This is a genomic window from Citrobacter sp. RHBSTW-00986 (assembly GCF_013783065.1).
Taxonomy (GTDB): Bacteria; Pseudomonadota; Gammaproteobacteria; order Enterobacterales; family Enterobacteriaceae; genus Citrobacter; species Citrobacter braakii.
In genome coordinates this window covers 2619083-2632939 of the sequence record NZ_CP056200.1, presented here as the reverse complement: position 1 = coordinate 2632939, position 13857 = coordinate 2619083, and the positions used below count along the sequence as shown (strand labels likewise).

Sequence of the window (13857 nt, the reverse complement as noted above, 5' to 3'; positions counted from 1 at the left end):
CGGGTTTATTCGCCAGCCTGAGCCGACTGGCGGGCATACAGATACGCGGTTGCTCTGGAGACGCCCAGATGCTGCGCCACTGTGTCCATAGATTTTCGTACGTTCAGCAAACCGTCTTTGCGTAATTGTTGAATCAGTCGTTTACGGTCTTCAGGTTTCAGGGCGCGGGCCGTCGTTGCGCATTTAGCGGCAAAGTCATCGATACGCTGGCGGATGACTTCGTTACTGCCGGGATCGATATGTTCCTTAATGGGAGAGTCCGCGGTTTCAGTAAAACGCGCAAGGGCACTCTGCATGCCACGAAACAGCGTCATATCCACGTTCAGACAGAGTGCTGCTACGTATTTGCCTTCATCATCCTTGATGCCGATGGAGGTACTTTTCACCGGGCGGCCATCGGCAAACTGGTTGCTGTAGTTGGCTATAATGCTGGGGAATTCAGGCGATGCGATTCGCGCCAGACCCAGTTCTGTTGCCGGTTGACCGGGTTCTCGCCCGGACAGGTTATTATGGATGGATAAAATGGCATGTTCAGGATTTTTGAGATCATGAACCACCACTTCGCAAAACGGAGAGAAGGTCTCGCTCAAGCCCCTGGCGATAGTGTCAATTTGGCTGAGAAGTGAGTTGTTATCGGTTTTTGGCATGCCAGTCTCCTGCGGTGATGCCTGTTGCCATGATTGCGGGCAGTTTACAGTGAGCAGGGTTCGCTTTTCCAGACGCGAGTGTTCAGACGGTAATAAGGTATCCGCATGGCAGATACCTTCTTGATTACCCGGCAAGGAATTCACTGTAGCGGCTGATATCCACGTTCCCACCGCTGATGATAATGCCGATTTTCTTGCCGCGAAGCTCAGCTTTGCGCGCTCTGGCGGCGGCAAAACCCAGACAGCCAGTCGGCTCCACGACAATTTTCATTCGCTCAGCGATAAATTTCATCGAGGCGACTAATTCATCGTCTGAGACAGTCAGAATATCGTGCACATTTCGCTGGATAATCGGAAACGTAATATTCCCGAGATGTTGGGTCTGAGCACCGTCAGCAATGGTTTTCGGCGTATCGATATGAACAATCTTTCCGCTGCGAAACGATTGTTGACCATCGTTTCCTGCCTCCGGCTCGACACCATAGATGATGCAGTCAGGTGACAGATGTCTGGCTGCCAGTGAGGAGCCCGAAAGCAGGCCGCCACCGCCCAGACACACGAAAAGAACGTCTAGCTGACCCACTTCTTCAATCAGCTCTTTTGTGGCGGTACCCTGGCCCGCAATCACGTGCGGATGGTCGTATGGCGGGATCAGCGTCAATCCTTGTTTCTCTGCCAGCTCCCGCCCGATTTTTTCACGATCTTCGGTATAACGATCGTAAATCACCACATTTCCACCATAGCCTTTTGTGGCTGCAACTTTAGCCGCCGGGGCATCATGCGGCATGATAATCGTCGCCGGGATCCCCAACAGTTTTGCCGACAGGGCAATGGCCTGCGCATGGTTGCCGGACGAAAAGGTGACGACGCCCGCAGCGCGTTGTTCTGGCGTGAACTGGCGTAACGCATTCATGGCTCCGCGAAATTTAAACGCGCCCATTCTCTGGAAGTTTTCGCACTTGAAGAAAACTTCAGCATCAAATTCGTCATTAACCGTTCGGGAGGTCATCACCGGCGTTTTGTTGGCATAGTCGGTGATGCGCTCTGCCGCGGCGGCAACATCGTTATAATCAGGCAGTGTCATCTCAGTCATTGTTGTTCACCTGTATGTCGTTAAACGTCATGCTTGTGGGGCCAGGGCTATAGCTTCAACTTCCAGCGCGAAACCATAATGAAGTTCTGCAACGCCCGCTACCGCGCGGGAGGGCCGGAGATCACCGATCCACTCCCCATAGATTTTGTTAAACGTTGGCCATTGGTTGATATCTGTTACATAGACGCGTACTGACACCAGGTGCTGTCGAGAAACCCCAGCGCCAGCCAGGCAGGCATCAATATTCTGCAGTACCAGCCGCGTCTGCTCTTCAAAAGAGGCCTCGGTTTTTTTTTCGCCATCACTTGTGACCGGCAACTGACCAGAAATGAAGACGAATCCGCCAGCCGTTGTACTGTGTGAGTAATGACCTGCAGGCGGAAAACCTCCTGCAGATGAGTTCAATGTAATGTCCACGGACATAAGAGAATCTCCTGTAGTTAGTGGCAATTCATTTTGTATAAAATAATACTGTTTGTATTATTTTATACGCTTTCAAACCGCGTTCGGCTAGTGATAGTTTTCACAGATGTGATTTTGTGAACTATGGCAAACGTGACCCACGTTATATAGCTATCCTGGCGCGGTGAAAGAGGGGGAACGCTTTTGATGAGGGTAAAGCAGGGGAGTGAAGAAGCGCCCCGGGGCGGGGCGTTAAAGCCAAAAATTAGCCGATATGGCCGTGGTTAATCTTACTTAACGGTTCATTGATATCGAAGATTTTGCACGTCACGTCTTCCACTCCCAGGTGCTTCAGGCGGGCCGTGTGTTTTTTGATATAGGCCAGAGCGCTGTCTTCATCCTGAAACAGGTAGATGCCACCCGCTTCTTGGTTTGCTGCGTTCTCGGTCCAGATTTTCCAGATGAAACCCGGTTCCTGGTTGATGGATTCGGCCAGTTCAACAAGCTGATGTGACATCTCAGCGCCAAACGGACCAGGAAAATCAAAGTGTATCTGCACGAGTTTGTTTGCCATAAATCCTCCATGGATTGGTTAATTTGGGTAAGGCTGCTAGCGTAACAGCACTTTACCCGTCAGATAAGTTACTGCTTGTCCACCAATATAAACACGCGTTCCTGTCAGCTGGCAGCGTAAATCGCCGCCGCGTTCAGAGACCTGGCGCGCCAGCATCTGCGTTTTATTCAGTTTTGCAGCCCAGTAAGGAATCAGCATGCTATGCGTCGAACCGGTGACCGGGTCTTCCGCGACCGCTTCACCCGGGCAGAAGAAACGGCTGACGAAATCGTATTCTCCGTCACCCGGCGCGGTGATACATACCATTTTCCCTAGGGGAATCATGGCGTGGATATTCGGGCGCACAGCCTCAACCTGCTGTTGATTCTCCATCACGACCATGTAATCGCGCGCGACGCGCACTTCCTTATATTCGGTGATGCCCAATGTTTCCAGCAGTAAGGCGGGCGGTTCAGCAGGTTCGCTTTGCCAGGCAGGAAAATCAAGCGTCAGCCAATCACCGCTGCGCGTGACCGTCAGTGGACCCACAAAACGGGTGGCAAAATGGATGGTCGCTTCCGGGTAATCCAGATGTTCAAAGATGACATGTGCGGCGGCAAGCGTGGCATGCCCACACAGATTAATTTCGCCTTGCGTGGTAAACCAACGCAGCTCGAAGCCATTCTTATTGGCGACAAAAAAAACGGTTTCCGACTGGTTATGCTGCTGCGACATTTTTAATAATATTTCATCGGGCAACCAGTCATCGAGCGGGCATACTGCTGCGGCATTACCGCCAAACGTCGTAGTGGTAAAGGCATCTACCATGTAGAAATCGATTTGTTGCACGGTGTAACCCTCTCATCGCACTCAGGATATCCCACACTCTATCATGCAATGATTGTCATTGGTTAAGCGCCCTGATTCGCCAGTGTGGTAAAAATTCGCTATCATCCGTTTCCACACTTCATCCTGGCCGCTCATGTCTACGATCCTCGATACCTTTATTGCCCCGCCTTGTCATGAGGAGATAGCGATCCTCTATCAGGACGAGCATCTGGTGCTTATCAATAAACCCACCGGACTGCTTAGTTTGTCGGGGAAAAACCCGCAGAATCTCGATTCGGTACATCACCGGCTGGTACAGATTTACCCCGGCTGTACGCTGGTACATCGGCTTGATTTTGGGACGTCAGGGCTGATGGTGATTGCCCGTAACAAGGCTATCAACGCCGCGCTTTGCCAGCAGTTCAGTCAGCGCGCGGTAAGTAAGGTGTATAGTGCGTTGTTATGCGGGCATCTGAAAAACGATGAAGGCGTTATAGACGCAGCGATTGCCAAGGACCCGGCGCTGTTTCCACTGATGTCGATTTGCGCCATTAACGGTAAACCCGCGCGCTCGCGCTATCAGGTTATTGAGCGTTTTCATCATCGCCAGCAAGATGGGACATTACTCGCTTTGACGCGGGTACGGCTGACACCTGAAACCGGGCGTACCCACCAGTTGCGGATCCACTGTCAGCAGTTGGGGCATCCCATTTTGGGGTGCGATTTATATGGTGGGCGTCTGCTGCCAGGCACCGAACGGACGTCGAGACTGATGCTGCATGCCAGTGAACTGCATTTCAGGCATCCGGTCAGTCAGGAATGGATGACGGCCCAAAACGCCAGCCCGTTTTGAGGATATAAAAAAGCCGCCAGATGGCGGCTATTTGGGGATTATCGTGCGGCGCGTTGTAAAATAACCGCTGACGGCTGGCGCTGCAGAAAACGCATCCGCAGCATCATCAACACGGCCGCAGAGGTCAGGCCGATAATAAAGCCCATCCAGAATCCTGCCGGTCCCATCCGGTCAACCACCAGATCGGTCAGCGCCAGAATATAACCGCTCGGCAGACCCAGTACCCAGTATGCCGTAAAGGTAATAAAGAAAATGGAACGCGTATCTTTATAACCACGTAGGATACCGCTGCCAATAACCTGGATAGAGTCCGATATTTGATACACCGCGGCCAGTAACATGAGCTGTGCTGCCAGAGCGACAACTTCCGGGTTATTGTTGTAGAGCAGGGCAATGTGCTCACGGAATGTCACGGTGAAAATCGCCGTCACAACCGCCATGCAGACGCCGACGCCCAGACCTGTTCTGGCTGCGGTTTGCGCATCCAGCGTGGAACCCTGGCCCAGACGATAACCGACTCGAATGGTGACGGCTGCAGCCAGTGACATCGGCAGGACGAACATTAACGAGCTGAAGTTGAGCGCGATCTGGTGTCCGGCCACGTCGACAATCCCCAGCGGGGAAACCAGCAGCGCCACCACAGCAAACAGCGTCACTTCGAAAAATAACGCCAGCGCGATAGGTAAACCCAGCTGTACCAGACGCTTCATTAAGGCGGTGTCCGGTTTCTGGAAACCACGCTCATTACGGATATCACGCATCGAGCGTGCGCGTTTAACGTATGACAGCATGGCGATAAACATCACCCAGTAAACCGCCGCCGTTGCCACGCCGCAGCCCACGCCGCCTAGCTCCGGCATGCCAAAATGCCCATAAATGAAAACATAGTTAACAGGAATGTTCACCAGCAGGCCGAGAAATCCCATCACCATCGCCGGTTTGGTTTTGGCCAGACCTTCACACTGGTTACGGGCTACCTGGAAGAACAAATACCCCGGCGCGCCCCACAGCAACGCGCGCAGGTAGCCGACGGCTTTATCTGCCAGCGCCGGGTCGATGTTATGCATGGAGCGAATAATGTATCCCGCGTTCCAGAGCACGATCATAATCAGAATGGAGACGCTGCCCGCCAGCCAGAAACCCTGGCGTATTTGATGGGCAATACGATCGCGGCGCCCGGAACCATTGAGTTGCGCAATCACTGGCGTCAAGGCCAGCAGCAGTCCGTGACCAAACAGAATGGCCGGCAGCCAGATAGATGTGCCAATGGCGACGGCCGCCATGTCCGTGGCGCTGTATCCGCCCGCCATGACGGTATCAACGAATCCCATTGCGGTTTGAGCGATTTGCGCAAGAATCACCGGAATTGCCAGAGCTAATAACTGACGCGCTTCACTTACATACTTTTGCACGTGTACACCACTATATTGTTGTTATTTGAGAGACTAAAAAAGCCGCCTTATATGGCAGCAAGGAGAAAAAGCAGGGGAAATTTCAGTCTATTGTAGCGAGGAATACGTAATTCTCCAGTGAAAAAACAGGCAGTAACGGCGCATTGCTGGCAACCTGAATTTCCACCTGCTATTGTGCTGTCCAGAGATGTCTTAATTCAGTTCAGGAGTTAGAAGTATGTTTACGGGTATTGTGCAGGGCACCGCGAAATTGGTGTCCATTGATGAAAAACCAAATTTTCGTACGCATGTTGTGGAGTTACCTGAATATATGTTGGATGCGCTGGAGACCGGCGCATCGGTTGCCCACAATGGGTGCTGCCTGACGGTAACCGAAATCAACGGTAACCAGATAAGCTTTGATCTGATGAAAGAAACGCTGCGTATCACCAATCTGGGTGACCTGAAGGTTGGGGATTTGGTCAACGTTGAGCGTGCGGCAAAATTCAGTGATGAAATTGGCGGACATTTAATGTCGGGCCATATTATGACGACCGCCGAAGTGTCGAAAATTCTGACCTCGGAGAACAACCGCCAGGTGTGGTTTAAAGTTCAGGATCCGTCGCTGATGAAATACATCTTGTACAAAGGATTTATCGGAATTGATGGCATCAGTCTGACGGTCGGTGAGGTGACACCGACGCGTTTCTGTGTGCATTTGATCCCGGAAACGCTGGAACGTACGACGCTGGGTAAGAAAAAGTTAGGCGCGCGGGTCAATATCGAAATCGATCCTCAAACCCAGGCGGTGGTTGATACCGTTGAGCGCGTACTGGCGGCGCGTGAAAGCGCCATCAGTACCGTAACGGGTGAGGCGGGAGCCTAAGCCAGAGTGTAAAACCCCCGTTGGCACGGGGGTGATAACGATTAGCGGGGAACGCGCAGGCCGTGTTCAACGCCGCGGGAAAAAACCACCTGCCACAGCTGAATGTCGCGAGCACGAAACGCACCGGCGCAGGCGTTCAGGTAATAGCTGAACATCCGTTTAAAGCGTTCGGTATAGTTATCGGCGATTTCAGGCCAGGATCTCATGAAACGCTCGTGCCATGCCATCAACGTTGTATCGTAATCCGCGCCAAAATTATGCCAGTCTTCCATCACAAAATGCGGCTCGCTGGCGTTGGCAATCTGGCGAACTGACGGTAAACAGCCGTTCGGGAAGATATATTTATTGATCCACGGATCAACGTTATTGTCGGTCTTTTTAGAGCCGATGCTATGCAGCAAAAAGAGGCCATCGGGTTTTAAATTACGATCAACCACCTCAAAATAAGTCGCGTAGTTCTTCGGCCCCACATGCTCAAACATGCCGACGGAGACAATGCGATCAAATTTGTCATTCAGGTCGCGATAATCCTGCAGCAAAATTGTGACATCCAGCCCCGCACAACGCGCCTGCGCCATTTTCTGCTGTTCTGCCGAAACGGTCACGCCCACCACGCTAACGCCATATTGTGACGCCATAAACTGGGATAAGCCGCCCCAGCCGCAGCCAATATCGAGCACCCGCATGCCTGGCTTCAACTGCAGTTTTTCGGCAATCATTTTTAGCTTCGCCTGTTGGGCAGACTCCAGGGTATCGGCATCTTTCCAGTAGGCGCAGGAATACTGCATATAAGGGTCCAGCATGCGGGTAAAGAGATCGTTGCCCAAATCGTAGTGTTCTTTGCCGACGACCCACGCACGTTTTTTGGTCTGTAAATTGAACAGGCGAGCCGTGGCGATACGTAGCGTGTCTTTAAAGTGGCGGGGGAGTTGGTTTTCAAGACCGGCGCGCAGGACTTTACAAAAAAACATGTCCAGCCGGTCGCATTCCCACCAGCCATCCATATAACTTTCGCCCAACCCTAACGATCCTTCCTGCAGTACGCGTTTGAAAAAATCGGGGTTCGTTACGCGAATATCTGCCGGTGCCGGACCATTAATGGTAATACCTGCACGGCTTAATAATTCATTGGTGATGCGGTACCAGTCATCATCCGGTACGCTGACGTCTTCTATACACGATGAACTCATAGCTTCTCCATCACTGGTCGGTGATCAGAACCTTAAAATAGCGTAGACGCTTTTTTGGGCTTTGTGAGAACTCTCACGGAATTAATCCGCGAATCTATAATCCGACGTAGAACAGAGGAAGGGAGGAACCCTTGCCGAAAAGACCATCCATGGGAAAACGGGAACGTTCTTGTCCCCGTTAACACATAACAATTATCGTTTTTTTAACAACCGGAAATCAGTATAGGCCTGAATTTTTGACGATTCAACCAATAAATATTAGCAGGCTAATCAATTATCAAAGGTGATTACTAGTGAGACTCACCGTGGGCAATTTGCGCCCGATCATCTGTGCGCGGGGCGTTAGCCTTCTGCGACTGCATTTTGTAACCCGCGGCCGCCAGCAGCACCGTTGTCAGCATCACGCTGGTGGTGGTGAGCAGCGGGGTGGCGATCAACCAGGAAACCACAAGGCTTGCCAGGAAGCATAAACCCAGTTGCAGTGTGTTCTGCAATGCCGCTGCGCGTCCCGTAGCTTGTGGGAAAGGACGTAACGCCTGAGCCACAACAATAGGGTAGATTGCTCCATTGGCAATCGCCATAACGCAGAATGGGATGAGGATTTCAGCCAGCGCAACATGGTGAATAAAGCCGGTTGCCCAGGTGGCCACTACGCTAAAGGCATACAGAATGAGTAACCAGGGCAGCAACTGACGGCCCTGCCATTTTTGCAGCGCAGCGCGGCAGCCGTAACCACCAATTAAGAAAGCTATGGTTTGTGGAACATAGCTCAGGCCAATCACCGCCGGACTGTAGCCCATTTCGCTGAGGATGAACGGGGAACCCGTCAGCCACGCGAAGAAGCTCGCGGAGCAGGCGGCATAAATCAGCACGTTTCCGCGGTAAACTTTTGAGCGCAACAGGGTAGCGAAAGTCAGTTTATCCTGGCTGTCGTCGCGTGCTTTAGCTGTTGGTTTTAAGCGCAGAGCCGGAAGCATCAGGATTAGAGTAATGGCAAACAGGGTGGCGAAAATGGCCTGCCAGGAAAAATGTACCAGGATCCAACTGCCTAATAACGGCGCTAATGCCGGGGATAACCCGACCAATGGCATAATGGTGGCAAAGATGCGGTTTACTTTTTGTGAAGGATAATAATCGGTGACCAGCGCCTGCCAGATAACCGATGCCGCACAAACGCCAACGGCCTGAACAAAGCGTAGTACCAGCAGACCGGTGGCATTTTCAACCCACAGCATGCCCAAACTGCCCAGCGCGAAGATGGATAAACCCAGCAGCAAAACAGGCTTGCGACCATAGTGGTCAGAGAGCGGCCCCCACAGAAGTTGCGCGACGGCAAAACCCGCTAAGAATAAGCTAAGACTGGCGCTGACGGCAGATGCAGGCGTCTGCAGATCGGACTGAATTGCTGCAAAGGCGGGCAGATACATATCCGTTGCCAGAAAGCCGAGTACGCTAAGACCCGCCAGCCAGACTAAAAATCCTTTCCCAGGTTGCATCATCATTTCTCTTTTTTTAGCAGTAGAACAATGCCGCTGAGTGTAGTGAGTGTAATTCTTGCTGTGAAACGCTAATATTTGCTTACTGATTTCAAATTTTTTGTAGGCAGAATATGTGGTCGGAATATTCACTTGAAGTTGTGGATGCGGTTGCGCGTAACGGTAGCTTTAGTTCGGCCGCGCAGGAGTTGCACCGCGTACCCTCGGCGGTAAGCTATACCGTACGTCAACTGGAAGAGTGGCTGGCGGTGCCGCTTTTTGAGCGACGCCATCGGGACGTGGAATTGACGCCTGCCGGTGCATGGTTTCTCAAAGAAGGCCGCTCTGTTATCAAAAAAATGCAGATCACCCGCCAGCAATGTCAGCAAATTGCCAACGGCTGGCGCGGGCAATTGGCGATCGCGGTAGATAACATTGTCCGCCCGGATCGTACCCGACAGATGATCGTGGATTTCTATCGTCATTTTGATGATGTGGAGCTGCTGGTTTTCCAGGAGGTGTTTAACGGTGTCTGGGATGCGCTGTCCGATGGGCGCGTTGAGTTGGCAATCGGCGCCACGCAGGCGATTCCGGTGGGGGGGCGCTATACCTTCCGCGACATGGGAATGCTGAGCTGGAGCTGCGTGGTGGCAAGCCATCATCCGTTGGCGTCAATGTCCGGACCGCTAAGCGACGACACGTTGCGCAACTGGCCGTCGCTGGTGCGTGAAGACACGTCGCGGACGCTTCCTAAGCGTATTACCTGGCTGCTGGATAACCAAAAGCGCGTCGTGGTGCCTGACTGGGAATCTTCTGCTACCTGTTTATCTGCAGGTTTATGCGTGGGCATGGTACCGACGCATTTTGCCAAACCGTGGATCGATAGCGGCAAATGGGTCGCGCTACAGCTGGAGAATCCATTTCCTGATGCCGCATGCTGCCTGACATGGCAACAGAACGATACGTCGCCGGCATTGAGCTGGCTGCTGGACTATTTAGGGGATAGTGAAACGCTGAATAAGGAATGGCTGCGGGAGCCCGATGAGGCTCCCGCACAACAGTCTTAACGACGGTAATCGCGGAACGGGCCGTCGGCAACGGAGCGGCGTTCTACCAGGCGCGGATGAACCTCGATAGACTGCGACTCTTCACGTTTATTCACGATACGGTCTAACAGCATGTTGAAGGCCGTTTCCCCCAGTGAATCTTTAGGCTGGTGAATGGTCGTCAGAGCCGGCGTGAAGAAGCGGGCGTTGCGCACGTTGTCGTAACCGATGAGCGAGACATCCTGCGGTACGCGCAGTCCCATCTCGTCAGCGGCGCACAGCGCACCCATCGCCATGATATCGCCGCCGCAGAAGACGGCGGTAGGACGATGCGACTGTGACAGAATTTGCTGCATGGCGCGATAGCCCGATTCAGGCTCAAAATCGCCCTGCACAATCCAGTTTTCAGGAACTTTAATCAGCGCTTCTTCCATCGCTTTCATAAAGCCTGCCAGACGCCCGGCTCCGGTATTACGCTCCATTGGTCCTGGGATCACGCCAATCTCACGATGACCGCGTTCTACCAGATACCGACCCGCCATGTAACCGCCTTCGAAGGCGTTATCAATGACCGTATCGGTAAAGTCGGCTTTAGCTTCGCCCCAGTCCATGACGACCATCGGAATATGGCGGTACTCTTCGAGCATCGAAAGCAGCGACTCCGGATATTCAGAACACATCACCAGCAGACCATCAACGCGCTTTTGCGCCATCATTGACAGATAAGCCTGCTGTTTTTCGAGACTGTTCCATGCGTTACCCAGAATCAGGGTATAGCCTTTCTGGAAACAGTTTTTCTCAACGGCTTCGATAATTTCAGCGAAATAGGCCGCTTCGCTGCTGGTGGCCAGCAAGCCAATAGACTTGGTGTGATTCACCTTCAGGCTGCGCGCCACGGCGCTCGGAGAATAGTGCAGCTCTTTGATCGCCGCCCAGACAGCATTACGCGTTTCTTCCGCGACAAAGCGCGTCTTGTTAATTACGTGTGATACGGTTGTAGTGGAAACGTTTGCTCGCTTCGCTACATCTTTAATTGTTGCCATTACATCTCACTCCAGACCATATCCTAAGCTCCTGAGAATACTCCAGGTAAACGTTTGCCTTAACACACCCTTAGCGCAACGTAAGGGTTGCGGCACGCCGGGAAAACGACACGGAACGTCAGGAAGGGGTCAATGGCCGGTACGCTAATCAAGTAAGCGTGGAATTTTGTCTGATCTTAACGAAAAGGGGAAGAGTTAAAAGCAGTTATCAATATAAATCGTGAGAGATTTTTGCTTTCAAGTGTGTAAAAATGCGCAATATCACTTTTTGTGTGGGAATAAAAAGGAGAAAACTTGATGAGCACCGATCTGAAATTTTCGTTAGTGACTACCATTATTGTTCTGGGTTTGATCGTCGCGGGTGGCCTGACCGCAGCGCTGCATTGATTTCCCCCGAGGGAGTTCGCTCTCCCTCATCCTTTCCGCTTGCCTTTCCCGTCGATTGTTTGCGAATAAGCAAAAGTCTTTTGCAATTTTGTTAACTTTATTAATTTTGCGATCAATGTCATGCTTTTGACTCTTATTTTATGTCGCGCCCCGGCTCGACGTTACGGAGTCGAAATATGAAACTCAATTATCCTTTACTGGCGCTGGCGATCGGCGCGTTTGGCATTGGCACCACTGAATTTTCGCCAATGGGATTATTGCCCGTCATTGCCAAAGGTGTGGATGTCTCGATTCCCGCGGCCGGAATGTTAATCAGCGCGTATGCGGTTGGGGTGATGGTGGGTGCTCCGCTGATGACATTACTGCTGTCCCATCGTGCGCGACGTAATGCGTTGATATTCCTGATGGCGATTTTCACGCTGGGCAACGTGCTTTCGGCTATCTCGCCGGATTATACCACCCTGATGTTATCGCGTATTTTGACCAGTCTGAACCATGGGGCATTTTTTGGTCTTGGCTCCGTTGTCGCTGCAAGCGTAGTACCCAAACATAAGCAGGCCAGCGCCGTGGCAACCATGTTTATGGGGCTGACCATTGCCAATATTGGCGGCGTTCCTGCGGCGACCTGGCTTGGTGAAACCATCGGCTGGCGTATGTCGTTTATGGCAACGGCGGGTCTGGGCGTCATCGCCATGGTCAGCCTGTTCTTCTCTTTACCCAAAGGTGGGGCGGGAGAGCGCCCGGATGTCCGTAGCGAACTGGCGGTACTTATGCGTCCGCAGGTGCTGTCGGCGCTGCTGACGACCGTTCTGGGAGCCGGGGCGATGTTCACGCTTTATACCTATATCTCACCAGTGTTACATACGATCACCCATGCCACACCGGCGTTTGTGACCGGTATGTTGGTGCTGATTGGCGTTGGCTTCTCAATCGGTAACTATCTTGGTGGCAAACTGGCTGACCGTTCCGTCAACGGTACGCTGAAAGGCTTTTTGCTGCTGCTGATGGTTATTATGCTGGCCATTCCTTTCCTGGCGCGTAATGAGCTGGGTGCGGCAGTCAGTATGGTCATCTGGGGGGCAGCGACGTTTGCGGTCGTTCCGCCGTTGCAGATGCGTGTGATGCGCGTTGCCAGCGAAGCGCCTGGATTATCATCGTCAGTCAACATTGGCGCGTTTAATCTGGGGAATGCTCTGGGTGCCGCAGCCGGTGGGGCGGTGATTTCCGGTGGGTTGGGCTATAGCTTTGTTCCGGTGATGGGGGCAATTGTGGCGGGACTTGCGCTGCTGCTGGTCTTTATCTCGGCGCGCAAACAGCCTGAAGAGGCTTTCACTACCGCGAATTAATGCTAAAACGCAGAAGGGTTCTCCTTCTGCGTCATCTTTTTTATGCTGCGAAGTTCTTCGCAACAAATTCCCAGTTCACCAGCGCCCAGAAGTTTTCCAGGTAGCCAGGACGGGCATTGCGATAATCGATGTAGTAGGCGTGTTCCCATACGTCAACGGTCATCAGCGGCGTCGCGTCGGTGGTCAGCGGTGTACCTGCATTGGAGGTGGAAACGATAGCCAGTTTGCCATCTGTTCCTTTTACCAGCCAGGTCCAGCCAGAACCGAAGTTTTTAATAGCGGCATCGGTGAACTGCGCTTTGAAATCCGCAAAGCTGCCAAAGGAGGCGGCAATTGCTTCGGCCAGTTTACCGGTAGGTTCGCCACCTGCGTTCGGTGCCAGGCAGTTCCAGTAGAACGTGTGGTTCCATACCTGTGCTGCGTTATTGAATACACCGCCTTCAGAGCTACGTACGATCTCTTCCAGTGATTTGCCTTCAAACGCCGTGCCTTTAATCAGGTTGTTCAGATTAGTCACGTAAGTTTGATGGTGTTTGCCATAGTGATATTCCAGCGTTTCGGCAGAAATGTGCGGTGCCAGAGCATCTTTGGCATACGGTAATGCAGGTAATTCAAACGACATTGCTTCTCTCCTTATTATTTGTATTGAGTACACACAATAGCCTCATTGTGAGTAAGGATAGGGTAGCAAATTGAAAGGTTATGCAAAAGAAGAAC

The 13857-nt window shown here is 52.2% G+C and carries 15 protein-coding genes; 5 read left to right on the top strand and 10 right to left on the bottom strand.

Annotation, left to right across the window (positions count from 1 at the left end):
* Positions 1–5 precede the first annotated feature (5 nt).
* From HV345_RS12920 to HV345_RS12900, 5 genes are all read right to left on the bottom strand, one after another.
* The gene (locus HV345_RS12920; RefSeq protein ID WP_016152975.1) at positions 6–647 is read right to left on the bottom strand and encodes a transcriptional regulator; all 642 of its coding nucleotides are present in this window, start codon (positions 645–647) and stop codon (positions 6–8) included.
* Positions 648–771: 124 nt separating this feature from the next.
* Positions 772–1740 carry a threo-3-hydroxy-L-aspartate ammonia-lyase gene (locus HV345_RS12915; protein WP_181635638.1) on the bottom strand — a complete coding sequence of 323 codons (969 nt, stop codon included), beginning with the start codon at positions 1738–1740 and terminating at the stop codon, positions 772–774.
* 27 nt (positions 1741–1767) lie between these two features.
* Positions 1768–2163, bottom strand: coding sequence for a RidA family protein (locus tag HV345_RS12910; protein WP_181635637.1), 396 nt, complete (start codon positions 2161–2163; stop codon positions 1768–1770).
* Positions 2164–2407: 244 nt separating this feature from the next.
* Positions 2408–2716 (bottom strand): monooxygenase, encoded by a 309-nt coding sequence (locus tag HV345_RS12905; protein WP_095715947.1) that lies wholly within the window; start codon positions 2714–2716, stop codon positions 2408–2410.
* A gap of 36 nt (positions 2717–2752) precedes the next feature.
* Positions 2753–3544: a PhzF family phenazine biosynthesis protein gene (locus tag HV345_RS12900; protein WP_181635636.1), complete on the bottom strand. Its 792-nt coding sequence runs from the start codon at positions 3542–3544 to the stop codon at positions 2753–2755.
* Between the two features lie 133 nt (positions 3545–3677).
* Between HV345_RS12900 and HV345_RS12895 the strand changes: the two genes are divergently transcribed.
* Positions 3678–4376, top strand: coding sequence for an RluA family pseudouridine synthase (locus tag HV345_RS12895; RefSeq protein WP_016156422.1), 699 nt, complete (start codon positions 3678–3680; stop codon positions 4374–4376).
* A gap of 38 nt (positions 4377–4414) precedes the next feature.
* Here HV345_RS12895 and mdtK read toward each other — a convergent pair whose 3' ends face one another.
* Positions 4415–5788, bottom strand: a complete 1374-nt coding sequence (gene mdtK, locus HV345_RS12890) for a multidrug efflux MATE transporter MdtK (RefSeq protein WP_181635635.1) — start codon at positions 5786–5788, stop codon at positions 4415–4417.
* 217 nt (positions 5789–6005) lie between these two features.
* Here mdtK and HV345_RS12885 point away from each other — a divergent pair, with 217 nt between their 5' ends.
* Entirely contained in the window at positions 6006–6653 is a 648-nt protein-coding gene (locus HV345_RS12885) for a riboflavin synthase subunit alpha (RefSeq protein WP_115190610.1), read from the top strand.
* A 41-nt stretch (positions 6654–6694) separates the two neighbouring features.
* On the opposite strand, the gene cfa is transcribed toward HV345_RS12885, so the two are convergent.
* Positions 6695–7843 carry a cyclopropane fatty acyl phospholipid synthase gene (cfa, locus tag HV345_RS12880; RefSeq protein WP_016152983.1) on the bottom strand — a complete coding sequence of 383 codons (1149 nt, stop codon included), beginning with the start codon at positions 7841–7843 and terminating at the stop codon, positions 6695–6697.
* 290 nt (positions 7844–8133) lie between these two features.
* A complete protein-coding gene (gene punC, locus HV345_RS12875) occupies positions 8134–9339 on the bottom strand; it encodes a purine nucleoside transporter PunC (protein ID WP_181636701.1) in 1206 nt (401 codons plus the stop codon).
* Positions 9340–9452: 113 nt separating this feature from the next.
* On the opposite strand from punC, the gene punR reads away from it, so the two are divergent.
* The gene (gene punR, locus HV345_RS12870) at positions 9453–10385 is read left to right on the top strand and encodes a DNA-binding transcriptional activator PunR (RefSeq protein WP_049269567.1); all 933 of its coding nucleotides are present in this window, start codon (positions 9453–9455) and stop codon (positions 10383–10385) included.
* On the opposite strand, the gene purR is transcribed toward punR, so the two are convergent.
* Positions 10382–11407 (bottom strand): HTH-type transcriptional repressor PurR, encoded by a 1026-nt coding sequence (gene purR / locus HV345_RS12865; RefSeq protein ID WP_003832757.1) that lies wholly within the window; start codon positions 11405–11407, stop codon positions 10382–10384. The genes punR and purR overlap by 4 nt on opposite strands.
* 297 nt (positions 11408–11704) lie before the next feature.
* On the opposite strand from purR, the gene cydH reads away from it, so the two are divergent.
* A complete protein-coding gene (gene cydH / locus HV345_RS12860; RefSeq protein WP_003029209.1) occupies positions 11705–11794 on the top strand; it encodes a cytochrome bd-I accessory subunit CydH in 90 nt (29 codons plus the stop codon).
* Between the two features lie 176 nt (positions 11795–11970).
* The gene (locus tag HV345_RS12855; protein WP_103283845.1) at positions 11971–13140 is read left to right on the top strand and encodes an MFS transporter; all 1170 of its coding nucleotides are present in this window, start codon (positions 11971–11973) and stop codon (positions 13138–13140) included.
* Between the two features lie 40 nt (positions 13141–13180).
* On the opposite strand, the gene sodB is transcribed toward HV345_RS12855, so the two are convergent.
* Positions 13181–13762, bottom strand: a complete 582-nt coding sequence (sodB, locus tag HV345_RS12850) for a superoxide dismutase [Fe] (protein ID WP_016152988.1) — start codon at positions 13760–13762, stop codon at positions 13181–13183.
* Between the last annotated feature and the right edge of the window lie 95 nt (positions 13763–13857).